This is a genomic window from Cyclobacterium sp. L-R (assembly GCF_056859355.1).
In genome coordinates this window covers 57134-82133 of record NZ_JBSXOH010000071.1, presented here as the reverse complement: position 1 = coordinate 82133, position 25000 = coordinate 57134, and the positions used below count along the sequence as shown (strand labels likewise).

The window sequence follows — 25000 nt, the reverse complement described above, 5'->3', positions numbered from 1 at the left end:
TGGTAATTAGATTTTTAATTCCTATGGTTCTAAGTGGGGGTAGTTTATTCGTTGTAAAATTGATTGAAATTTAGTGAATTGTTTAAGTATTGCTTTTAAAGTTAGTGCAACTTTATTAGCCTATTTTCCGTTTTTAGAATGCTTTGGAATGAACAAAGTTTGATGCTTTTTGTTTAGAATTAAGCTTTGTTTATATAGGCTATTGGGCAATGGGATTGGAGAAAAAGGGGCTTGACAATGAAGCGTTACCCCGACAAGGATTTCTATTAAGTTGGAAGATTAAATTTGAAATTTACCCAAGAGAAAGCAGTCACGAGGTCTTGAGTCAAAGCATTTTTCATTAGGGTCAAATATGGGATTTACACGCACACAAGAAAAATTAAAAATACTTGCAGACGCTGCCAAATATGATGTGTCCTGTGCATCCAGTGGTAGCAAGCGGAGCAACGCCAATAAGGGCCTTGGTGATGCGACAGGGATGGGGATTTGTCATTCCTATACCGAGGATGGGCGTTGTGTTTCCTTGTTGAAGATTTTGCTAACCAATTATTGCATCTTCAATTGTGCCTATTGTGTGACAAGGAAAAGCAATGACATCAAGCGGGCGGCATTTCAGGTGCAGGAAGTGGTGGACCTGACCATTAATTTTTATCGTAGAAATTATATCGAAGGCTTGTTCCTTAGTTCAGGGATCTTCAAAAGTGCAGACTATACCATGGAGCGATTGGTTGCTGTGGCCAAGAAATTGAGAACAGAAGAAAAATTCAATGGTTATATTCACCTCAAATCCATTCCCGGAGCCTCTGATGAACTGATGAAGGAGGCTGGGCTTTATGCAGATAGGTTGAGTGTAAATATTGAGATTCCCACCAAAGAAGGGTTGAAACTATTGGCTCCGGAAAAAAATCGTGAAGATTTTATCAAGCCAATGATAAAAGTTAAAAATGAGATCATTCAATACAAATCTGAAAAGAAACTTATAAAAAGCACCCCTCTATTTGCTCCCGGAGGGCAAAGTACGCAAATGATTATAGGGGCTAGCGGAGAAAGTGATCAGCAAATCATGTGGACCTCCAATTATTTTTATAAAAAGTTTGATTTAAAGCGGGTGTACTATTCCGGATATATACCCATCAGTTACGATTCGCGTTTGCCACATATTGGCACCGAAGTACCGATGTTAAGGGAAAATAGGCTGTACCAGACAGATTGGTTGATGCGCTTCTATGGTTTTGAAGTGCATGAAATATTGAATGAGTCCCACAAAAACCTCGACTTGGAGGTAGACCCCAAATTGGGTTGGGCCTTAAGGAATTTGGAATACTTTCCAGTGGATGTGAACACTGCTGATCGGGAAATGTTGGCACGTATACCGGGAGTGGGCATGAAATCCGTGCATAAAATCATTCAGGCAAGACGTTTTAGAAGACTTAATTGGGAGCATTTACAGCGCATAGGTATAGCCATGAATAGGGCGAAATATTTTCTTGTCTGTGCCTCACAGGAATTTGAACGCAGGGATTTGACAGGTCCACAACTGAAATCTCTTATTCTTCAAAACACCACCAGTAAATATCAAAAAACACTAAGCCCACAATTGAATTTATTTTAATAAATGCTAAATATTCAGGATTCCATACTCATTTATGATGGTAGTTTTGATGGTTTTTTGACCTGTGTATTTCAGGTCTATGATTTGAAATTAAAACGAGTTCTTATCCAAAAAGATAGTGAATCTCAAGCCTCCTTATTTGGCAAGAAAAATGTAGTGGCTGCAGATCAGGTTAAAGCAGATCGGGTGTGGAAAGGTCTACGTAAGAAAACATCAGCTGCAGGAAGGCTGCGTATTTATTATGGCTTTTTGAGTGAAAAACAGTGGGTTGAAAATCTATTGTTACGTTATATTCAATATATTTTTGAGAGTAGTCTACCGGTTGATTCCGATTTTTCCAATCCAGAGGTTTTAGAGCTGAGTAAGATCGCCAAAAGCGTAGGCAGGGAAAAACACCGCATGGAGGCTTTTGTTAGATTTCGATTGACAAAAGACGGGCTGTACTTTGCTACCATTGAACCCGATTTTGATGTACTCCCGCTTATTTCCAAACATTTCAAAAGTAGATATGCCGATCAAAAGTGGGTGATTTATGACCTTAAGCGAAATTATGGCCTCTATTATGATTTGGATAGGGTGGAAATTATCAACTTGACCTTACCCGAGGGGTTTGATGCCAGCAAAACTTCTCCTGATTATTTTGCTGTCGAAGAAATAGAATTTCAAACCTTATGGAAGGACTATTTTGAAAGTACCAACATCCCTTCAAGGAAAAACATAAAGCTACATGTGCGTCATGTGCCCAAACGATACTGGAAATACCTAAGTGAAAAATAGAGGTGAAAAAGGCATATGGTTTTTAAGAGGGTGAGCCTTATCCAATTGCGCAAAAAATAATCGGTTCTTATTTAATAGCATAAAAAGGTTAAAATTGGATCCACTTCCCCATCTATACCAATTTAGTTGTGCATTTCTTTTTTGTAGGAGAAATTAGGTGCAAATTCAAATTAAGAATCCAGCCTGACTAAATCTTTCTATGCCTAACTATCCTAAAGCCATTTCAATAATTATTTTTTTAATAGGAACAAGTTTCTTGGTCCTCGATTTTAGTGGGGATTTTTCCCCTGAGAAAATCAGTAAATCACCTGCCAATGAAGCTGTATGGCTCAATGATGAAGGGACTCCTCGGCTATTTTATGTCAATCGTCCGGGAAATGCAGACAAGATAATGACCATGGATTGGACAGGGGAAGGGTTGAGTGAAGCAAAGGAAGAGTTTGCTTTGCCAGGACAAGCATATTATGCCTTACAAATGGTGCATAGTAGCAATAATGACTTGATCTCCGTTTTCCATATTTTTGGTAAAGGGGAAAATGGATACCGAGGTAGGCACTTGGATCTTTGGGTCAATAGAAGAGTAAATGGGGAATGGGGAGAACCTTTTAAGATATACAATGGGTATGTGGGGGCAATCCGAGGCTTGATAAAGCTAAAGAGCGGAAGGTTGCTGTTGGCTTTTTCCAGGGCAGTTCCTGAAAGAGAAAAAGCCCCCCAAAATGGAGAGGTGGATTATGGCTGGAACAATATTGTATCCATGTATTCTGATGATGAAGGTAAATCCTGGGATATCTCAAAAAAGCCAATAGAAATTGAAATAGACAATTCCAAAACTACCCGATATGGAGGCATTGAGCCGGAACTAGTGGAAATGCGAAATGGTGAAATTTGGATGTTGATTAGAACTACACATGGGGTATTGTACCAATCTTTTTCAAACGATGGAGGGGAAACCTGGGAGAAAGCCAGGCCAACATCCTTTATCTCCTCAGACTCCCCTTCTTCCGTACTGCGGCTAAAGGATGGTAGATTGATTATGTTCTTTAACAGTTGCCAACGTTATGACAAACCCAATTCTTATGCAATGGGAGGAAGAGAAGTGCTTCATGCTGCTATCAGTGGTGATGATGGCTTGACATGGAAAGGTAACCGTGAAGTGGCTTTTGAGAACGAGGATATTCCTGAAAAAGGAGATAGAGGAACCGCTTATTCATCGGCCATAGAAATTGAAGATGGTAGAATTTTGTTGGCAACAGGTCAGGGGGAAGCTAGGTCTGTTTACACCATGGACCCAGATTGGTTGGAGGAAAAAAATCAGGTGCGGTACCTCTCTTTTAAGGCTATTCCCTCCAATTCGAATTTAGCCAAAGGAAAAACTGTGCCCAGATGGATGGGGGATACTTTGGCCTTCTCGTATTTCACCGATAGTGAAGCTGTTATAAATTTTCCAATGAATAAAATAGGAAGTGTTCAAATTGGACCATTGCCTGCCAGTGAGTTGCTCGATTTTGACATTGCTTTGACAGACCACTTTTCGGTCCCCTCAGATACAGCAGCTTTTTCAGCTGGTGTTTTCAACTTTAAATTGTCAGAAATTTTGAGAAATGGTCAAATTAAGGACAATGTAACCTTAAGACTTGATTGGGATGTTGTAGATCCAGAGGGTAGGCTTTGGGTATACATTGGTGGCAAGCAATTGGCTGTTTTTAATTCCCAAAGTATTTCTAATTTGGGGCTTAATTATCTTAGGATAAAGTCTGGCAATGGGTTTTCCAAAAATACTGGGATAATTCCCCTAGTTTTTACAGGCCACCAAACATTAGGTTTGAATCTCTAAGAAGTGTGGATATACAAATTTTATCAATTATTTTATTAGCCTAAAAACTATAACGAAATATCTGTTGGTTAAATTTTCCGGGTATATACTTTAGTGGTTTTAAATGAAACATTTTCCTTACAAGGTTTTTACAGTTATCCTGATGGTAATTATTTTTTGCCGACCATTGATGAACCTGTAATCATTTATAACCATTTAGATCTGCCAGGATTTCGACAGCAATTAATAATGTCCATTTTCACCTACCGACTTTCTTCTCAATGCTTGAGAAACCAACGCTAAAGGTTGTTGAAGGAAAGAATGTATTAAAAAAAAATCTCTTGTTTAATTTTTTTTTAATACATTTAATGGCTAACAGAACAAATGAGAAAATTTATTGCCATACTGTTATTAGGCTGTTTTGTCATCTACCATTTTGGCTTCTATTCCTTTTATCTTTTGTACCAATATAAAATTGAAAGCGATTGGAACAAAAAGGTTTATATGGAAGAGTTTGACCACAAAACGGTTCACCGCATTCCTTTGAAACTACCCTATTCATTTGATCAGGAAAGATTTCAGATAGCAAACATTCCCTTTAAAAAGGATGGGAAATCTTACAGGGTCATTCAAAAACGTTTTAAAGATGACACCTTTGAATTTTTGTATGTTCCTGATATGGCAACGCTGAAATTAGAAGCAGATTATAAAAACTGGGTGATTTCACTTTCTCCTGAAAATAGTCCTGACAACAAAGATGGTAAGGTTTTGACTAAGTATCAGCTCAAGGATTATTTGCCTCGTTCGGGAAATTTTCATTGTCTTAAATCCATATTAGCTGCCATAACATATCATGATAGCAAACCAGGAATGCTAAAAGCACCTCACCTGACTATTATTACACCTCCACCATGGTATTCATAGGGATTGGATATTCCAGTTTTTTGCTTTTTTTCTTTTTAGTCCGAGCTTACCAGTTATTACTTTTTGGAATAGTTCTGGCAGAAATTGGTAATGCTATCCCAATGGAATTTTCACTGCATTTTCTTACTTCATTATCTGTCAGAAAACAGCCTGACTCCTTTTTCAAAGAATAAGGTTCAGGGGTTTTTTCTACTTAGGATTGATGATAAGAATTTGCCACTTTACCCTGCGTGGTATCATACTACTTCTTAACCTAAATAATGAGTCAAATGAAGGCATTTATATATATTAGCGTCTTTTTACTATTTACATTAATCAATCTTCCCAAAGAAAGCATTGCTCAAGGCTGTGTTGCTATACGTCAATTCTCAACAGCTGGGCAATCTCCTAATTCTGGTGGATTCCTTGAAAAAGGAACATGGAACTTTACATCGAATTACAGGTATTTCAGGTCTTTCAGGCATTTTAAAGGAACTCATGAAGAGCCGGATAGAGTTGCCAACCAAACCGAAGTTATCAATTATTCGCATGCACTTGATATTAACATAAGTTATTCGATAACAGATCGGTTATATGGTATTGCTTCCCTGCCTTTCGTATACAATGAAAGAAGTTCTCTTTATGAACATGGGAGATCAGAAAGGCATCGGAGTTATTCAAAGGGAATTGCAGACATGAGAGTTGGGATTGGATATTGGCTGCTTTCTGGAGAGAATTCTTCAAAGGGAAATCTAGCGATAGGGGCAGGTATTAAGCTACCCACAGGAAATTATGAAGCCAAAAGTGTCTTTTATAATGTTGGTCCTGAAGGCAATCCGGAAAGACGTCCTGTGGATCAATCCATTCAACCTGGGGATGGAGGTGTTGGTTTGATACTGGACTCACAGGGTTTGCGATTTCTTAATCATGGAGTAGTATTGTACTATGATGGGTTTTACCTTGTTAATCCACGGGAAACCAATGGTACGAGAACTTTTCGGGAGACTTTAAATCCCATCTTATCGAACGAATCGATAATGGCGGTTCCTGACCAGTTTTCATTCCGGGCTGGGGTTTTTAAATCAATCTTTAACCATGGTTTGGGCTTTTCCCTTGGTGGGAGGGCAGAAGGCATCCCAGTTCGTGACCTGATCGGAGGAAACAAGGGTTTTAGGAGACCAGGATATGTTATTTCAGTAGAACCGGGCATAAGTTATATGGTAAAAAATTTCACGGTTAACTTGAATGTTCCAATTGCCATTCACAGGAATAGAACCCGTAGTGTTACCGACATTGATGCCTCCACACCTAACAACTACCGACATGGTGATGCAGCTTTTGCAGATTATTTGGTTAACATAGGGTTCGCTTGGAGAATAGTCAAGAAAGAGCCTGCTCTGTTTAAGTAATTTTAAATTTTAACCCTCCATATATAAAAATGGAGGTTTTTTCTCTTCTGCCTCAGATGGCTAGTTTCAATTTTTTATCTGGAATGATCATTTGGTTACCTTTAATTCACAAAGAATTCCTCTTATAGGGTTGAATTACCTTAGAATCAAGTCAGGAAATGGTTTCTCGAATAACAAAGGGCTCATTCCTCTATCTTTTTATGAGCACTAATTCTTGAAATAAAACTCAAAAAATAGTTCACTCGTTTCCTCAGGATACCTTACCCTATTTCTAACACTCGGCCCTGTGTGAGATATTTCCTATCTTAAGAATCCCAAACTATGAGGAGGTATTAACTAATTTTTTACACAATTTTTTTAGCCCAATAAATTTGGTTTATTGGTTCAAATTAGTTTTAAAGAAGACCACCTCCTTTTGTTATTGTTTATCATTTTGAAGTATTCTTGCAATCAACCTACTTCAGCATCTAAAGAAGTAGAAGGCGTGGACATTTCTACTGATACAATAATTATTCAATCCAGAATTTTCCAATTATCCCAAAATACATTACGGATAGTCGATTCAAGACGAATCATCGGTAAGTACTATTCTAAAAAAAATATGGGTAGCTTTTTTGCTCTACATGATGTCATCGCTTCGTGTTCTTTTCAAAAAGTTCTTTCAGCTCTTCTATTCTTGACCTTTGGAATATAATTGAGGTCCAAAATAAATTTGTTAAGACCATGGATCTCAGACTAAAGGTTAAATTCTATTTTACTTTTTGACCTCTTCAGTCCCATCTGCCCCTGTTTTTATCTTGTTTATTTAAGGTATACTTATCTCCTAAGCCATACAAAAAAAAATTTAAAAGTGGGAATAAAATCGTTAAAAATGTTTTTAAATACTTTTTTGTATATTTGAAATACAATTTTATTGGTTTTTAATTTTATTCAATTACCTTTGACTAATTATTTAAAAGTACACTTTCATCAAAATTATTTAATTGTTTCAATCATGAAAAAAACATTACTTGTGGCTGTTATAGCCATTGTCTTTTTTGCATTACCCAAAGTTTCTTTAGGACAAGTCTCTTTCTCTCATTCTTTAGGAGCAGCTTATTATGTAAGTACTTCTACCACCTCCACTGAATATTCAGAATCTACCTCTACAATTGGTGCTCCTGGTATTCTATATTCTCCAAGAGTTAATGTGGTTGAATTAGGCAGAGAAATGACAGTTTCAGTTGGTACGCATCTGGGGTTAGGATTCATGCTCGATACAAGTTCAGGGAGTGCATCCTTTGCGATGGATCTTCCCGTTGTAGCCGAAATAAACTTTGGCCACGGGGCCCATGCTGATACCAGATCCTCAGTAGGTGGTTATGCAGGCGTAGGTTACGGAATTAATAGGTTAGGTGGTGGGAGTAATTTTGATGGCGTCTCTACCAATAAAGCTTCAGGACCTGTTCTTAATGGAGGTGTTCGTGCCTTGATTAATGGGGTTCCAGTAGGTTTCAGGCTTTCTTATTTATTAAACATGGAAGAAGGAGGAAATGTAGCAGGAATTGGGGCATTCTACACTTTCGGTTTTTAATAAAGCCTGAGCCTAATTTAAAGAAGGCAGGTTCCTAAATCAAACCTGCCTTCTTTAATTCATACCAAATTAGTGTCTTCCGCATAGTAAATGAATTCAATTGCTAAGACCATCACAAATGGACTTTAAAGCAGTTTTTTAGCTAAGGATAAGTTTCCACCTAATTTTACTAGTTTTTCCGATCCTTAATTTTTTTTATTTGTTCTGAGATTTGATCAATCCTGAGTGAGTTGAGTTGCTTTTTTATCGGAAAGATTGTCCCTCCATTCAACTTGTATGCTTCCATCAAAAAAACTTATGGTGAGCCTATTGATATCTCCCTCCCAGATAAAGGTATCATTAAAGATCTTTTCGGTAGGAGGACCAAATTTTTTATTAAAGAAATTGATGAAGTCTTTGAACCCACTTTCCATATTGGGTAGGTCACGTTTGTTAAATGTCCATCGACATTTATATAACAGACCGGATAAATAAATCAACCTCAGGTCATGGGCTACTACGCCATTAATAATTCTCAAGGGATGGCCTTGATAAATTCCTTCCTGTATTCCGGCTTCTAAATTTCTTTTAAGACTTTCTGCCAGAAATGGGTTGTTTTGATAGACTGTTTCATTTCCAGTTATTAATTGGAGTTGATCTTGAAGGCTTTCAAGTGTAGCGCCAAGTTTAAGACCATTAATACTTTTCACCTTGTCTATTGACTCTTGAGCAAAAAGCACTGGACTAAAAAGCAATAAAAAACAGCAAAGGATGATTTTTGAAAAATTCATTTATTAAATATTTATGGTTTTAGCTTTGTATAAAAATCAATCCTTCGAACTTTTATTTGATCCTGTTATTTTCTTTAACCCAGTATTTCAATAGCGTTTCCTGAATTTTCTTAGCCAGCCCTGATTTTTTGCAAAGGAAGTTTTCCCATCAGCCAATAGCTTGTCTATTGTCCTTTAGGGCTCATTTAGTTCGAATTTCATCAAGACTGGTGGCTCCTAATAACGGCATCATATGGCATTAAGAATAAAGTAAAAAAATTCTCTTGTTTGCCATTGTTAAATTAAGTGTTTCGGAGAAATATTCAACCGAAATCTACTTAATTTTTTTAAAACATAGGTCTAATCGCAATTGACAAGTCTTATTATTACCTAATGCATTTTACTTTTTGCGCTTATTGTTGGCGAGGCACGGGCACTGGTGGAATTGCAGCAGCATAGGATTGCAACCAATTCCAGATTTCTAATATTGATCGAAAAGGCATACGGTCCAATCAAAACGGGTTTGTATTGTTTATCTTATTAGATGGAGGCTTATTCTATTTATTGCTTACCTGAATAGGCTGGATGTTGGGCTAAAAAAGTGGTAAAGAACAATCCTATTCAAAAGTTTAGGAGGATGCTCTCCAAAAGAAACAAAAGCCCAATATTGCACAGAATACATAATTGTAAATGGAGAGGCTACAAGAATAGAAAACGAATGACCTTACCCTTAGAGATCTGAAATGGGAGTTGCATAATTCCCGGTGTTGTGTGTAAATTGAATAAAAATCTCTCACTGTTGATAATTATTCGAAAATGGATATGAAAGAATTATTATTAAAATATGGAATAGACTACACTGATGATGCGGTTTATGAATATGCCTCACATGCTTTGGACTGGTGGGATAGTGAAAATGAAACCTCTTTTGAAATTGAACTTCATCAAATTGAAGATGGACTAATTTCCATTAGTATAATATTCTGTCCAGATGTTGAAAGAATAGTAGAGAGAAAAAAGGTTTTTTCATCATCATTTAATAGGGAGGGGATTAAAAAAAATGCTTTGGTAGAAAAGGTAGTTTTTGAAAATATTGATTGCAAATTTGCATTACCTTTTTCTGATGAACAAAACGCCTATATTACAAACAAATCCTCTGAATCCGAATTAGTTTTAAATCGTCTTTTGAACCTAATTGTACAAAAAGAACCAACATTTAAGATTGATTTAAATGAATCAAATCATGAAGAAATTTCATTCGAAGTTGGGGATACTCTTGAACATTTTATTGCAATGATGGATATAAATTCAGCAGACTTTACGAAAGAGAATATAATTGATTCCCTTGAAGTGGCAATAAATTTTGAAGGCGATAAATATTTGGATGAATTAAAAAATGATATAACTAGCGGGAAAGAATTTGACTATGAAGAAGAATATGGCGTGAATAATGAAAAATTAAATCTAATTAAAGAAACAATAACAAACTACACACAATCCTTTCGTTCATGAAAGGGGAGTTTTTTGTCCGTTTTAAATCCCCAACCAGTATCTTTTGTCTCAAATCTAATCTTACCCTTAGATTATAATATAATACATAAAACTTGGCCAAACCAATGACGCGCCAAAGTTATGGGCTATTTTTTCACATGCATCAGAATTGGCTATCTGAGAAGTTCCAAAGAAATACGGCAAAATAGGACCTGACTGACTGAGATTTTTTTATTCCGATCCTCCTTGTGCTTAGTGAAAAACTCCCCCGCGCATCATTCATTTAGCCCTCCAGCGCCCTCGGTAAGCAGATTATGAAACGTTTTAATCTATTATCAGAACCCACAGAGATGCTTTATAACCAAGGGAAATCTGCCATGACAGACTACCATATCATAGCCGGTATAGCCAATATCCAAGTAGACAAAGCTCGTGAGATCCTTTCTCTGGCAAACAATAGACTATCGGAATTGGCCAAGTGGGACATGGAAAGATGGCTGGTAATAGAAGGGATAGGATATGCCCGCTATGGTAACTTCATTTGAATTGGGTAGAAGAAGGATGTTTGAACAACCGGATAAAAAAATCAAAATCAACTGTTCCCAGGATTTGCATGAAACCTTTCCTTTTTTCTGGTTTGTGCGGGTGCTTTCTAGTTTAAAATTTTAACTCTGTTTTTCAGTACTGGAAATTTACGATATTGGGTGCCTCAATAAATTTTTAACCTATGTTTGTGAGGCGAAAAAGAAATACAAGTGGTAGTTTTAGTGTACAAATTATTCAAAAACTAGGTAGGATCAACAAAGGTGTTAATACTATGGGTTGTTCTTCGGATGAAAGAGAGTTGGATACTATGGAACGAGAAGCCAGATCAGAAATTGATCGGCTTAGAGGGCAGGTAACCATTTTTTACCAGAGCAAAGAACATTAGCCTCGCCCCAAGGCTCCCACAATTTTCAACATTCTTAAAGAATTGGTCATCCCTTATAAGATCCTTGGACAGGTCAATCTGGAATTTAAGTTGGAAACTTTAATTATCTGGCAGGATTTTAAAATAAAGAAACTTTCATTTTCAGCAAATAAGGCTTTAGAACTAATAATAAAGATTTATCAGATAAGAGTGTATTGCCAGAGTCTAAAACCTACACCACAATACTTTTAAAACAAACAGGTGAACACCAAAAATTTATCACAGCTATCATGAAAACTTAGCTAGGTGTCCCATCGCGTATTACAGAAAAAAAGTAACTACAGAGACTTTAGGTAGTTATGGTTTTGTTTAGCAGAGAAGGAGAGGACCGAGCGTTAAAAAACAGTCCAGTGGACTGTTTTAGCGAGGGGCCGGCTTGTAGGGTGGCTCCCGACGACTCAAAAAAAATAGCCAGGCAATTTGCCTAGCTATTTTGTGCAGAGGAGGAGGGATTCGAACCCCCGGTACCTCGCGGTACAACGGTTTTCAAGACCGCCGCATTCGACCACTCTGCCACTCCTCTAGTTGGGTCTGATGCTTTAATAAAACTTGTTAATTCATTGAATTTAATACAAGCCTTTTATTCTTTAATTTTTGATTACATCTCTTTTGATGTGAATCGGAAGGCAAAGGTAGTCCTAATTCTAATTAATGCAAATGCTGGAGGGGTAAAATTTTTGCGAAAAATGCTAATTTTTTGAAAGTGAAGGACTTGTTTTTTTATGCGACTTTTTATCTGCCGCTTTTTGTAGGCTAACATTGATTTCAAATCCAACCAAAACCAATATAGATGTGATCCAAAGCCATAACATCAAGGCCAACATGGTACCTATGGAACCATACAATTTATTGTAGCTGGCAAAATTGGTCAGGTAATAAGAAAATAGGAAAAAACCCAAGGTGATTAGTAAACCTGAAACCACAGAGCCGGTAGAGAAAAACTTCCACTTTTTACTTACCGCCGGAGCAAACCTGAATATATAAGCATTGGTTATGATAAATAGGATCAGTAAAACGAAAAACCTGAAAAAAGCCAGCAAATAATAATATATATTATTGGAGACAAATTCAAACTCTGAAATTTTATACAACAATTCACTACCCAAAATCATGACAAGAACCGCTCCACAAACACTGAGGATTAAAACCAACACTATGCTTACCGAAATCAACCGGGTTTGAAAGAATCCCCTATATTCACGGGTTCGGTACACTGCATTGAAGGCATTCATCATGGATATTACCCCATTCGTGGACAAGTAAAGTGCAAAGAAGAAACCCAGAGAAAGCATGCCTTGTCTTGGTTTGCTTATAATGTCCATGATAGTTGGGGCAGCCTCGTTGTAAATGCTTTCCGGCAATACCTCACTTACAAAAACAAGTATGTTGGCTGTTGTGACATCATGCAAAAAGAACTGAATAAATGGAATCATATTCAGTAGGAAAATAAGCATGGGGAAGAGTGCCACAGTAAAGCTAAAAGCCATGGCGCTTGCTCTTTCAAACACATCATCCTTTTGAAGATGATGTAGGAAAATTTTTCCTACATCATAAAGATTTTGATCAGGATTGCCAAAATGAATAGGCTTAAGGAGTAGTGCCTTGTTGCTTAGCTTCTCTAAAAGAATGTTAATCCTATCTTTCACACTTCTGTCTTGAAATAGGGTTGTAATAGCTCCATAAACCTTGCAGGTGGCCGGCATGGTCTGTGAGAAGTTGTTTTTAGGAAAGTGAGTAAAGTCTCTCCCTCATGGATCAAGACCTTGCTTTCATTAAATATTTCATAATGGAAGCGGATACGAACGCCTGGCATTTCCCTAATACTGGTTTTTATGGTCAAATTTTCATCGTACCTCCCCGGTAATAGGTAACGGCTATGGTTTTCTAATACAGGCATCATTACACCACTTTCTTCCATTTCCCGGTAGGAATAGCCAACGCTCCTAAGGGCTTCGACCCTCCCTACTTCATAATAGGTCGCATAGTTGCCATAATAAACATAACCCATTTGGTCTGTTTCGGCATACCTTACTCTGATCTGGTGTTCTTTTGTAAACATTTATTTGAAAATTTTTGCTGCGTTTAATGCATTTTGATAACGTCTGGCATTGACCATATGATCCCTCAGATTGGTGGCGAAGGAATGGTAGCCAGAAAAATCCTCCTTAGCGCAGAAGTACAAATAGTTGTGGGTTTGGTAGTTCAGCACAGCATTTAGTGAACTTATTTCCGGTAACACTATAGGTCCCGGAGGCAAACCTGCGTATTTGTAGGTATTGTAGGGGCTTTCTACTTCTTTGTGTACGTTAAGTACCCGCTTGATGGTAAAGTCCTTTAAGGCGAACAGCAAGGTGGGGTCAGCCTGCAAGGGGATACCTCTCTTTAACCTATTGATGTACACACCGGCAACTACCGGTCGCTCGTTTGCCTTATTGGTTTCCGATTGAACGATGGAGGCCAATGTCGCTACCTCTAGGGGACTCATGTTTATCTCTTTTGCCTTGGCCAGTCTTTCATCTGTCCAATACCTTTTGTATTCCTTGTACATTCTTTCGAACAGTTCCTGAGGGCTGACATTCCAATAAACCTCATAGGTATTGGGAAGGAACATGGCCATGATGGTCTGCTTGTCAAAGCCGTATTTCTCTATTAGACTTTCGTCCTCAATTAATGAGAGAAAAGCTTCCTTGTCCATTTCCAGATTACTGGTGATTTTCTCTGCCAATTCATCTTTTAACCGGATATTATTGAAAGTTATGTTAACAGGGGTTTGTCTTCCTGAGCGCAGAAGGCTTACAAGTTGCCTGTTTGTGAGTTTAGGTTCAATGATATAACGGCCGGGCTTGACTCCTCCTTCAGAGTAGTTCATTACTTTGGCTACAAAACTGAAGGTAACCACCTCGTTTACGATGTCTTTGTCCAGCAAATTGTCCCTAACATGAGAGAAGGTACTGCCTTTTGGAATTTCCAATACTGCAGGCTCATCACTGTATATCAGGATATTGGGGGAAAAGAATGCCTGATAAAAATAAAAACTAAGGGAAGTTAGCAGTACCGAAAAAGCTACTAACCCTACCAAAATGTACTTCTTTTTTTTGTCTGTAAGCATTGTAAATATTGACTATCCGGCCAATTGAGGCCTTAAAATGAACTCGCTTGAGGTTTATTTAATGATGCAAATATACTATTAAATCAGCCACTTGCTTTTTATGGAAAATAAAATACCTCTAAAAATGATACTTGGCTTTTAATTTGCGGTATAATTATCTTAATTTAACCGTAATTATAAACAGTGTATTGGCCTGTTCAAAGCTGAAATAAAGTAAATTATGGCGGCTGTATTCATAAAGTTGTATCCTGAAAATCCTGACCCACGAAAAATTAGTCAGATTATAGATGTCCTTGGGAGAGGGGGAGTAATCATATATCCTACAGACACAGTGTACGGTATGGGTTGTGATATATTCAATCAAAAAGCAATAGAAAGAATTGGTCTGATAAAAGGAGTGAAACCTAAAAAGGAGCATTTCTCGTTTATATGTTATGACCTAAGTAATATTTCTGAATATACCAGAACACTGAGTACTCCGGTATTTAAATTAATGAAAAAGGCACTTCCGGGACCCTATACTTTTATTTTGGCAGCAAACAATAAGGTGCCAAAATTGCTTAATAGTAAGAAAAAAACAGTAGGAATAAGAGTGCCTGATCACAGTATTCCCCGATTGCTAGTAAAGGAACTTGGTCAGCCTATACTAACCACCTCAATCCGGGATGAGGATGATGTAATAGAATACAGTACAGATCCTGAGCTGATTTATGAAAAATACAAAGACCTCGTAGATGTAGTCATTGACGGGGGATATGGCAATAATGTAGCCTCGACAGTTGTTGATTGTTCAGGTGATCAAATTGAAGTAGTAAGGGAAGGCCTGGGAGATATTTCTGAAATAATCTGATAATTTCTCTATTTCCTTTGCCTCTGGCATTTCTTGGGACTAACTTTCGGGAAACAGAGAAAGATGACCAGTGAAAGTAAGGTAATGACAACTGATTTGCTCTATTTGCCACCTTTGGCCTATTTTGTAGCAATTAGTGGTGCTGATAAAGTACATGTGCATGCAGATGCAAAACTTAGTAGGCAGTCTTACGTGAATAAGGCAGAGATTCTGCTTACAAATAAAAGGGAAACCTTAATAGTTCCAGTACATGGATTAAGGAAAAAGCTTGCATTAAAAGACGTTAAAATAGATTATCATCAAAAATGGTTGAACGTTCACCTGAGAGGGATAAAAAGTGCCTATGGGAAATCCCCATTTTTTGAGTATTTTTATGACGATTTAGAGCAAATTTATTTGCGCAAGCCAAATTTTTTGATAGATTTAAATTTAGATTTACTGACACTTTGTCTTAAATTTTTACGATGGAATGTCAGTTTGGTAGTAAAGGAAAAGGAAGAGGAAGGTGACCAAAAAAATGACTTAAGAGGGGTTATTCATCCTAAGTCGTTGACAAGCAGTGATTTGGTGTATAAGCCTTATCCTTACATGCAAATTTTTGGCCCAAACTTTGTTTCTAACCTGTCTATTGTGGATTTGTTGTTTTGTGAGGGGCCGGCAGCTAACGAAGTTTTGAACCTTTCCCGAAAGTAATTGAACAATAAGTGAAAAAGTTGTGTTTAAAAACAAATTCATTTGTATTAAATTGAGAATTGAAATATTACCATAAGAAAGGATATATATAATGGAAGCAAAATTTTCAAACAGAGTAAAAGAGGTGATCTCTCTTAGCCGCGAAGAAGCTTTGCGCTTGGGTCATGATTACATCGGTACAGAGCACCTCTTGTTAGGAATGATCCGTGAAGGTGAAGGTGTAGCTGTTTCCATTCTAAAGAAGTTGGGTGTTCCGTTGGATGAGTTGAGAAACGCCGTGGAGCGAGCAGTAAAGGGTACAGCCAATCACAATGTGAAAAACCTGGCCAATATACCCTTAACTAGACAGTCAGAAAAAGTGTTGAAAATCACTTATCTGGAAGCAAAAATTTTCAAAAGCCAACTAATAGGTACTGAGCATTTGTTGCTGTCAATACTAAGGGATGAGGACAATATCGCAACTCAGATTCTCCAAAAATTTGACGCTACTTACGATACTGTAAAAGAAATGTTGGAATTTCAAACGGACCAAACGCCTAGATCAGGTACAGAGGCTGATGATCCTGATGAAGAAGGATCCAAATTATTTGGGGCTTCAGGTGGCTCTTCAGGCAGTGCAAAAGGGACTACAGAAAAATCCAGAACTCCTGTTTTGGATAATTTCGGCAGAGACCTTACACGTATGGCCGAAGAAGATAAACTTGACCCAATCATTGGAAGAGAGAAGGAGATAGAAAGGGTGGCTCAAATACTTTCCAGGAGAAAGAAAAATAATCCCATATTAATAGGAGAACCTGGGGTAGGTAAAACTGCCATTGCAGAAGGTTTAGCTCTTAGGATTATACAGAAGAAAGTTTCTCGTGTACTGTTCAATAAAAGAGTAGTGACCCTTGATCTTGCCTCTTTAGTGGCAGGTACAAAATACAGAGGTCAATTTGAAGAAAGAATGAAAGCCGTAATGAACGAGCTTGAAAAATCTCCAAATGTCATTTTGTTTATAGATGAGCTACATACTATCGTAGGAGCTGGTGGAGCAAGTGGTTCCCTAGACGCATCCAATATGTTCAAACCTGCATTGGCAAGGGGAGAAATTCAATGTATAGGAGCGACGACTTTGGACGAATACAGACAGTATATTGAAAAAGATGGGGCTTTGGCCAGAAGATTTCAGATGGTGATGGTAGATGCTACCTCGCCTGAAGAAACCATTCAAATCTTAGAAAATATCAAGGATAAATACGAAGATCATCACAATGTAATTTATACGCCGGAGGCCATTAATGCATGTGTTAATCTTTCAGATAGATATATTTCTGATCGTTTTCTTCCGGATAAGGCAATCGATATTTTAGATGAAGCAGGTGCAAGGGTGCATATCAAAAACATTCACGTTCCTGAAAATATTCTAAAACTCGAAGACGAGGTAGAAAAGATAAAAGTCGAGAAAAACCGAGTAGTTAAAAGCCAAAAATACGAAGAGGCTGCTCAACTTAGAGACAAAGAGAAAAAGCTTCTTGAACAATTGGAAAACGCCAAGGCCAAGTGGGAAGAAGAAAGTAAAACCAAACGTTATGCTGTTGAAGAAGACAATGTAGCTGAGGTGATTGCAATGATGACAGGTATACCTGCCAGAAGAATAGCTCAGAATGAAGGGGCCAAGTTGCTCAACATGGGCGAGGAACTGAAAGGTAAAGTGGTAGGTCAGGATGAAGCCATTAAAAAGTTAACCAAGGCCATACAACGTACTAGGGTAGGATTGAAAGATCCTAAGAAGCCTATTGGTTCTTTTGTCTTCCTTGGACCTACGGGGGTAGGGAAAACAGAATTAGCTAAAATGTTGGCTACTTACTTGTTTGACAAGGACGATTCTCTAGTGAGAATTGACATGTCTGAATACATGGAGAAATTCAGTGTTTCTCGTTTGGTAGGAGCGCCTCCAGGCTATGTGGGCTACGAAGAAGGTGGTCAATTGACTGAAAAAGTCAGAAGAAAACCTTATTCTGTAGTCTTATTAGATGAGATAGAAAAAGCGCATCCTGATGTATTCAATATCCTTTTGCAGGTGCTTGACGATGGTGTGTTAACCGATGGGCTTGGTAGAAGAGTCGATTTCAGAAATACCATTATCATCATGACATCCAATATTGGTGTACGGGATCTTAAAGACTTCGGCGCAGGTATAGGTTTTGCATCCAAGGCCAAGGAAGAGAATATGGATGAGGTGATGAAGTCTACTATTCAGAATGCCCTTAAAAAAGCATTTAGCCCTGAGTTTTTGAACAGGTTGGATGATGTGGTCATCTTTAATTCGTTGAACAAGGAGCATATCCATAAAATTATAGATATCAGTTTAACGAAGTTGTTTGCCAGAATTACTGATTTGGGTTATACCATTGAACTTTCTGAGAAAGCAAAAGATTTCCTCTCCGAGAAGGGCTATGACAAGCAATACGGTGCAAGGCCATTGAACAGAGCGATTCAAAAGTACCTTGAAGATGCTTTGGCTGAGGAAATCCTGAAAGGAGAATTGTCTGAAGGGGATGTTATCCTTGCAGATTATTCCGGTGAAGGTGAGGAGCTGGAGATTAAAGTGAACAAAAAAGAAAAAGCTGACTAAAACCAGTTTTGAATTAAAATAGTAAAAGGACAGTGTTTATCACTGTCCTTTTTTATGGTTAGACCTTTTTAGGTACAGAGCCTGTAGTTGCCTGAACATGAACTTTTTTGAGCTGCAAAGAGTTAATATTTATTGCTATCCGTAACCATTCGATGCCAATAGTTGATTAGTCGGATAGAGTGAGTTGTCTTGTTTAGTTTATGTCATATGCTTAATAATACGCTAAAATGAGTTTTTTTATTGAAATGCTATTAAAGCTATTTTTTATACTTTCCATCATACCATTTTTGCTTTCTGAAAAACTTCAGAAGAAATATGATATGAAGATCAATCCACAGATAGCCTACACCTATTTTACTGGGCCTAAAAAAATAGCACTGATTGGCGAGGAGTTTATTGAAGAAACCAGCGGAATGGCTGTTTCCAGAAAAAATCCATCATGGATTTACGTTCACAATGATAGTGGTGGTGAGCCTGAGGTTTATATTTTGGATACTTTAGGTACTTTTATTGGAACCTTAAGGTTGGAAGGGGTGGAGAATCGCGACTGGGAAGATTTGGCTTTCGGACCAGGGCCAGAAGAGGAGAAATCCTATTTGTATATTGGAGATATTGGTGACAATTTCGGAAAATTTGAGGAGTTGATCATATACAGGATTCCTGAGCCGGAGAGCTTGGAAAAAGAGATGACTGTTTCGCCAGAAATCATTAAGCTGACTTTCCCTGATGGGCCAAAAGATACTGAGACTTTACTGGTAGATCCCATCAGCGGAGATCTATTTATTCTAACTAAAAGAGAAGCAAAAAACACACTTTATAAGGCTTCAGGGGATTTGCTGAAGGATGGGCATACTGTTGAATTAGAAAAAGTAATGCAATTGCCTATTACGCTTTCGGTAGGTGGGGATGTTTCTGCCGATGGTTCACAGGTGCTTATAAAAAATTATTGGGTAGTTTATTACTGGGAGAGAACAGAAGGTGAAACATTGGAACAAACATTGTCGGGGAAGGCCACTTTACTTCCTTATGAGCCTGAACCACAAGGTGAGGCCATAGCCTTTTCACCAGAAGGAAATACTTATTTTACATTAAGCGAGAAAAAATTAAGGGTAAATCCAGTCTTGTATAGGTATGACAGGGCAGTAGTTGATAAATAAGTGTCTATTATCTGTTTATCAGTCAATTGTGTTTTTACTAAATAGGAGGAATTATGCCTTGCAATCTACGATTAACCCCTTTTTCATTTTAGCTGGATAAGCATGATTGTGGTCTTTTTTTTAACCTTTACCTGCTTAGATCAGGTTTTCTCCTTGTTTTTGCATAATTTCACTATTAAAGCCATCTAATCATGAAATACACGAGAAGAGATTTTGTAAAAACCAATGCCCTTGTTGGTACAGGAGCATTGATGGGGTTTAACTTCATCCAATCGGAGGTAAAACCTGCGCTTATAGGAGGTAAACCTGTAAGAACTGCTTCATGGCCGTCTTGGCCTAGGTGGAATCCTGACACAGATGAGTCTAGAGTTCTGGAAGTGTTGAGGAGTGGGGTTTGGTCCAGATCCGGAGTAGTAAAAGAGTTTGAGGATAAATGGGCAAATACCATAGGATCTAAAAGGTGTCTAACTGTCGTTAACGGTACCAATGCGCTAATAGCCGCATTAGTGCAGGCAGACATAGGTGGAGGAGATGAAGTTTTGGTTTCTTCTTATACTTTTATCGCCAGCGTTGCAGCCATTTTGCAGACGGGCGCTATGCCAGTATTTGTAGATTCTGACCCTGAAACATTTCAAATCAACCCAGTTGAAATAAGGAAAAAAATTACCAGTAGAACCAAAGCCATTTTACCAGTACATATTTTAGGTTTACCTGCAGATATGGACAGTATTATGGCTATAGCCAAAGAAAATGACCTCGTGGTTATTGAAGATGCTTGTCAGGGTTGGTTGGCAGAAATAAACCACAAGAAAGTAGGTACATTTGGACTCGCTGGATGTTTTAGTTTTCAAAACTCCAAGAATTTACCTATGGGTGAGGGTGGAGCCATTGTAAGTGATGATGATGATTTTATGGACAGGTGTTTTTCCTACCATAATTATGGTTATGCTTATGGCTCTTTGGTAGGAGCCGTCAATCAAGGTGCAGTTATAGCGGGGACAAAGATTCGGCTTACCGAATACCAGGCAGCCATCGGCTTAAGTCAATTGCAAAGGCTGGATAGTGAAACCCAATTGAGGGAAACAAATGCATCTTACCTTAAGCAGAAATTAGAAGGAGTTCCAGGGCTCAGTACTTATGTACTGTATTCCAATGTGACTCGTGCAGTCTTTCACCTTTTCCCTTTTAGATTTCATAGTGAAGGCTTTAAAGGGCTTTCGAGAGATGTTTTCCTAAAGGCCTTAAGAGCTGAAGGAATTCCTTGCTCAAGTGGTTACATTCCGCTAAATGATAAATTGTATTTAAAGGATGCATTTACTTCAAAAAATTACCGAAGAATGTACCATGCAAATGAATTGGATTTCGACAATTACGTAGCCAATAACCAATGCCCAATAACCGATAAATTGTGCAATGAGGAGGCTGTTTGGCTTTCGCAGAGTATGTTATTAGGCAGCCAGTCAGACATGGATGACATAGCCAATGCCATTATGAAAATCCATGAGAATGCTGAGGAGTTACTTAACTATAAAGGATAAATTATTACCATAAATAAAACCAACTATACCATTGGAATCAAATACTAAAAACAAGGGGCTATTGGCCCAACCTTATTATTCAGGTTTTGAAATAGCCCATGATACCTACCAAGCATTAAGCAGTGCCTCTGATGGGAAAATTTATTATGTTTTGTCTTCTGAGTCGCTTACAAAAGCGGGTCAACTTTATAGTCTTGATCCGGAGACTGATAAGATTGAATGGTTAGCAGACCTATCTGAGGCTTGTGGTGAAATAGATAGCAATACTATTCCGCAAGGAAAAAGCCATGTTCCCTTTTTTGAAAAAAATGGCAAATTGTATTTCGGTACTCATATCGGTGTGTATGAAATGATCGATGACATGGAGAGACTTCCTGTCAACCCTATGGAGGGTGTAGAGAATTACCTTGGAGGTCATTTTTTAAGCTGGGATATGGAGAATAAGGTGATGGAAGATCTTGCTATCGTACCTGATGGTGAAGGAGTGCTTACCATGACCATGGATGCCGAAAGGAATCAAATTTATGCCCTCACTTGGCCAAGCGGGAATTTCTTGCATCTGGATTTGGATACCAGTGAGTTGAAAAACTTTGGGCCAATCTCTGAAAAAGGTGAAGCAGGTGTAGTTGGTGAAGACTATAGGGTCTTGTGCAGGTCTATATTGGTTAGCCCTGAAAATGGCAATGTCTATTATACGACTTCTGATGGGAATATCTTTTGCTACAGTCCAAATAGCGTGGATGGACCTGCTAAATTAGAAGATGTTAATATGAGAAGGGATTTTTTCGGAAGCTATGACCCAAAAGTACCTGGCAATATGGGGTATAACTGGAGAAGAATATTCTGGCATGATGAAGACAATGTCGCTTATGGTATTCATGGAAACTCCAATTACCTTTTTAAATTCGATCCCAAAAATTCAAAAATTGAACTAATAGAAAGGTTGTCCTCCCTTCCATCCATGCGAATGGGCATGTATGACCAATTCAGTTATGGCTATTTAGGTTTTGATTTAGGACCAGATAAAGAGACCTTGTTTTATCTTACCGGAGGTCCTTTGACTGATAGGCCACCAAATGATGGAACCAAGCAGATAGCCAAAGGAGCGGCCAAAAATCTGGAGAACTTGCATTTGGTAACTTATCACCTGCCTACCAATACTTATACCGACCATGGTCCGGCATTTTATGAGGATGGTAGCATTCCTACCTATGTGAATGCCATTGCCATAGACAAAGATGCAAATGTCTTTACCATGGCAAGGATGCAAAAACCTTGGGGAGAAATTCAGGATTTGGTGAAAATTCACTATCCTAAAAAATAAATTCTAATTAGGCAATAGCACTTCTATTTCACTTGGAAACAAGATGAGTGGAGAATCAGTAAAGCGCAATTGCATTATCCGGGTAATAAAAAAGGGGGCCAAACTTAGCCCCCTTTTTTATTTATTTGGATGTTGAACTCATTTGAAGTTTTAAAATACCTCCTTTGGTTAAATCTCCATGGCGAATACCAATGTCCTTGATTGGTTTGCCATTAAAGGTCTTTTTGGAGATGAAATAATTTTTCGGACCGTTGTTTTCGGCCAGAATTGTAATGGATTTACCTGAGTAATATTTGGGGTTAAGGTGGAGAACTGCCTTGTTGAAAATTGGGCTTCCCAATTCATAAATAGGATTTTCTTCTGTCCCGGCATTCATCTGGAACAATCCTAGTTTCATCAAAACTGAGAGTGAACCCATTAGTCCCTGATCTTCATCTCCATTAAAGCCACTTTCAGGAGATAATCCTGAAAAGGCTTTGTCCAAAACTTTTCTTGACCAATATTGGGTCAGGTCAGGCCGATCCAAGTAATTGAAAATGTAGGCCGTTTGCATGGAAGGTTGATTGCCGTAATTAATAGGAATCCTCCTGTACTCTGGATGTGTTTCAAGTGAATGAGAGGTGCCAGAAGTAAAACCTAGTTTCTCGGCTTCTTCAAATTGTTCATTCAGTCGAACTGCAGCTTTTTCTTTTCCGCCCATAAGCGTGGCCAAGCCTGCAATATCGTGAGGTACAAACCAGGTAAACTGAGCACCATTTGCTTCCACATAGCCTTTTGCATAGTTATATGGGTCAAATGGACTAAACCAGTTTCCATCCACGTCCTTAGGTCTAATCCAGCCCGTTTGTTCATCATAGAGGTTTTTGTAATTGGCAGAACGTGCCAAAAAGTTTTCTGCATCCTCTTTTTTGCCCAAGGCAAGCGCCAACTGTGCCAAGGTCCAGTCTTGATAACTGTACTCTAAAGTTTGACCTGCGCCTTGTTCATGACCTCCAAAGCGACCTCTTGGATTGGGGTAGGGCACATATCCTTTGCTGATATAGTCTTCTACATTGCCTCCCTTATCCGTTTTGTGCTCATAGCCAGACCTGCTCATCATGCCTCCTGATAGGTGGTTTTTACGAAGGCCTTCATAGGCCAAATCCACATCAAAACCCCGTATTCCTTTTTGATACAATCCAACAAAAAACGGTGTGCTTGAGGCACCAGTCATTACATAGGTATAATTACCCCCTGAAGGACCACGTGGGATCAATCCACCATCTTTGTAATATTGAAGGAAGCTATTGGCAAACTCTTCTGCTATCTCAGGGTATACCAAGCCCCATAAGACACTAATGGTCCACTGTGCCCCCCAAAAAGAATCTGAGTTAAAATGTCTGAACAAGGGTTTTCCTTGGTCATTTACAGGTAATTGTCCAATTCTGAAGGTGTCTCCAGTATTGTCTGGATAGGCGCCATTGACATCATTTATTGTCCTTCTTCCTTGCAGTGCTTTCCATAAATCAGTATAAAAACGCCTTTGTTGGGTCTCCGTATTGCCTTCTATCTCTATTCTGCCTAAGAGTTCATTCCAAGTGTCCTGAGTCTCTTTTACAACTTTGTCAAAATTCCAGTGAGGAAGTTCTTCGGCCATATTGAGGGCCGCATTTTTAGCGCTCGTATAGGATAGTGCCACCTTCATTTGTAAAGGTTGGCCTTTGCTTTCACCAAAAGTCACTATTTTATGAGGCGATTGATTGTTGTCAACCCAGTTTTCAATTGGCTGATCAAACTCTACCTGAAAATAAACGGTCAAAGTATTGGGTCTCCTTGAAGTAGGAGAATTGGTAACTTGTCCTTCCAAAATATAGGGAGAAAGCTGCTTCAGGCTGCCATCTATCATTTTACTAGGTCCTAGAACCCCGCCAAGATGAAAAAGGACTGCCTGATTGCTGCCTTTTGAGAAATTGTATTTGTGAAGACCTACCCTGTGCGTGGCAGTTAATTCTGCGGTAATGTCATAGCGATTTAAATAAACCTTATGATAACCGGGTTTAATTAATTCTTTGTCTCTGTCATAAGCAGAGTAATAATCCTCCAATAACTCCTCTGGAGCTTTGGAGAAACTCACCGGCATTACAGATACACCAGACATTTGCCAGGCATGGATATGGCTGAACCCTTTTACGGTGTCCTCATTGTAACGATAGCCACTGCCCCACGCGCCATCTATTGTATGGTCAGGGCTTAAATTGACCATCCCAAAGGGACGGGTGGCAGCACTAAAGTAAAACCACCTTGAATTTGCAGCATCCAAAAGTGGGTAAACTTGATCAACGGGTTTTGGGTCCTTTTTTGCCTGAAATGCCATCGATGGGAGCACCAATAGCAAAGCAAATAGTCTGAAGATATTTTTTATCATAAGGTTAT

At 38.4% G+C, this 25000-nt stretch carries 20 protein-coding genes and 1 tRNA gene; 15 read left to right on the top strand and 6 right to left on the bottom strand.

Annotated features, from left to right (window positions below; translation table 11 throughout):
• The first annotated feature begins 352 nt into the window (after window positions 1-352).
• The 6 genes from AC13EX_RS11210 (at window position 353) to AC13EX_RS11185 (ending at window position 8090) form a co-directional block, all read left to right on the top strand.
• Window positions 353-1612: a putative DNA modification/repair radical SAM protein gene (locus AC13EX_RS11210; RefSeq protein WP_482892744.1), complete on the top strand. Its 1260-nt coding sequence runs from the start codon at window positions 353-355 to the stop codon at window positions 1610-1612.
• Window positions 1613-1615: 3 nt separating this feature from the next.
• Entirely contained in the window at window positions 1616-2389 is a 774-nt protein-coding gene (locus AC13EX_RS11205) for a TIGR03915 family putative DNA repair protein (protein ID WP_482892743.1), read from the top strand.
• 199 nt (window positions 2390-2588) lie between these two features.
• A complete protein-coding gene (locus tag AC13EX_RS11200) occupies window positions 2589-4226 on the top strand; it encodes a sialidase family protein (protein WP_482892742.1) in 1638 nt (545 codons plus the stop codon).
• Window positions 4227-4589: 363 nt separating this feature from the next.
• Window positions 4590-5129 carry a hypothetical protein gene (locus AC13EX_RS11195; protein WP_482892741.1) on the top strand — a complete coding sequence of 180 codons (540 nt, stop codon included), beginning with the start codon at window positions 4590-4592 and terminating at the stop codon, window positions 5127-5129.
• A gap of 269 nt (window positions 5130-5398) precedes the next feature.
• Window positions 5399-6517, top strand: a complete 1119-nt coding sequence (locus AC13EX_RS11190; protein ID WP_482892740.1) for a hypothetical protein — start codon at window positions 5399-5401, stop codon at window positions 6515-6517.
• Between the two features lie 994 nt (window positions 6518-7511).
• Window positions 7512-8090, top strand: a complete 579-nt coding sequence (locus tag AC13EX_RS11185) for a hypothetical protein (protein WP_482892739.1) — start codon at window positions 7512-7514, stop codon at window positions 8088-8090.
• Window positions 8091-8305: 215 nt separating this feature from the next.
• Here AC13EX_RS11185 and AC13EX_RS11180 read toward each other — a convergent pair whose 3' ends face one another.
• Entirely contained in the window at window positions 8306-8860 is a 555-nt protein-coding gene (locus tag AC13EX_RS11180) for a hypothetical protein (protein ID WP_482892738.1), read from the bottom strand.
• An 801-nt stretch (window positions 8861-9661) separates the two neighbouring features.
• Between AC13EX_RS11180 and AC13EX_RS11175 the strand changes: the two genes are divergently transcribed.
• From AC13EX_RS11175 to AC13EX_RS11165, 3 genes are all read left to right on the top strand, one after another.
• Window positions 9662-10351, top strand: a complete 690-nt coding sequence (locus AC13EX_RS11175) for a hypothetical protein (protein WP_482892737.1) — start codon at window positions 9662-9664, stop codon at window positions 10349-10351.
• 293 nt (window positions 10352-10644) lie between these two features.
• A complete protein-coding gene (locus AC13EX_RS11170; RefSeq protein ID WP_482892736.1) occupies window positions 10645-10875 on the top strand; it encodes a hypothetical protein in 231 nt (76 codons plus the stop codon).
• A 188-nt stretch (window positions 10876-11063) separates the two neighbouring features.
• Entirely contained in the window at window positions 11064-11261 is a 198-nt protein-coding gene (locus AC13EX_RS11165; RefSeq protein WP_482892735.1) for a hypothetical protein, read from the top strand.
• 477 nt (window positions 11262-11738) lie between these two features.
• Here AC13EX_RS11165 and AC13EX_RS11160 read toward each other — a convergent pair.
• The 4 genes from AC13EX_RS11160 to mltG all read right to left on the bottom strand — a co-directional run bounded on the left by AC13EX_RS11160 (window position 11739) and on the right by mltG (window position 14409).
• Window positions 11739-11823 (bottom strand) — tRNA-Ser (locus AC13EX_RS11160).
• Window positions 11824-11989: 166 nt separating this feature from the next.
• The gene (locus AC13EX_RS11155; RefSeq protein ID WP_482892734.1) at window positions 11990-12946 is read right to left on the bottom strand and encodes a YihY/virulence factor BrkB family protein; all 957 of its coding nucleotides are present in this window, start codon (window positions 12944-12946) and stop codon (window positions 11990-11992) included.
• Window positions 12943-13359, bottom strand: a complete 417-nt coding sequence (locus AC13EX_RS11150; protein WP_048642523.1) for an acyl-CoA thioesterase — start codon at window positions 13357-13359, stop codon at window positions 12943-12945. The genes AC13EX_RS11155 and AC13EX_RS11150 overlap by 4 nt, the downstream gene beginning before the upstream one ends.
• The gene (gene mltG / locus AC13EX_RS11145; protein ID WP_482892733.1) at window positions 13360-14409 is read right to left on the bottom strand and encodes an endolytic transglycosylase MltG; all 1050 of its coding nucleotides are present in this window, start codon (window positions 14407-14409) and stop codon (window positions 13360-13362) included.
• A gap of 220 nt (window positions 14410-14629) precedes the next feature.
• Here mltG and AC13EX_RS11140 point away from each other — a divergent pair, with 220 nt between their 5' ends.
• The 6 genes from AC13EX_RS11140 (at window position 14630) to AC13EX_RS11115 (ending at window position 22588) form a co-directional block, all read left to right on the top strand.
• Window positions 14630-15259: an L-threonylcarbamoyladenylate synthase gene (locus AC13EX_RS11140; protein ID WP_482892732.1), complete on the top strand. Its 630-nt coding sequence runs from the start codon at window positions 14630-14632 to the stop codon at window positions 15257-15259.
• 63 nt (window positions 15260-15322) lie between these two features.
• Complete coding sequence (locus tag AC13EX_RS11135) at window positions 15323-15952, top strand: WbqC family protein (RefSeq protein WP_482892731.1); 630 nt, start codon at window positions 15323-15325, stop codon at window positions 15950-15952.
• A gap of 91 nt (window positions 15953-16043) precedes the next feature.
• Window positions 16044-18569: an ATP-dependent Clp protease ATP-binding subunit gene (locus AC13EX_RS11130; protein ID WP_048642527.1), complete on the top strand. Its 2526-nt coding sequence runs from the start codon at window positions 16044-16046 to the stop codon at window positions 18567-18569.
• 227 nt (window positions 18570-18796) lie between these two features.
• Window positions 18797-19726 (top strand): hypothetical protein, encoded by a 930-nt coding sequence (locus AC13EX_RS11125; protein WP_482892730.1) that lies wholly within the window; start codon window positions 18797-18799, stop codon window positions 19724-19726.
• Between the two features lie 191 nt (window positions 19727-19917).
• Window positions 19918-21264: a DegT/DnrJ/EryC1/StrS family aminotransferase gene (locus AC13EX_RS11120; RefSeq protein WP_482892729.1), complete on the top strand. Its 1347-nt coding sequence runs from the start codon at window positions 19918-19920 to the stop codon at window positions 21262-21264.
• A gap of 31 nt (window positions 21265-21295) precedes the next feature.
• Window positions 21296-22588 carry a hypothetical protein gene (locus AC13EX_RS11115; protein WP_482892728.1) on the top strand — a complete coding sequence of 431 codons (1293 nt, stop codon included), beginning with the start codon at window positions 21296-21298 and terminating at the stop codon, window positions 22586-22588.
• 121 nt (window positions 22589-22709) lie between these two features.
• Here AC13EX_RS11115 and AC13EX_RS11110 read toward each other — a convergent pair whose 3' ends face one another.
• The gene (locus AC13EX_RS11110) at window positions 22710-24992 is read right to left on the bottom strand and encodes a GH92 family glycosyl hydrolase (RefSeq protein ID WP_482892727.1); all 2283 of its coding nucleotides are present in this window, start codon (window positions 24990-24992) and stop codon (window positions 22710-22712) included.
• Between the last annotated feature and the right edge of the window lie 8 nt (window positions 24993-25000).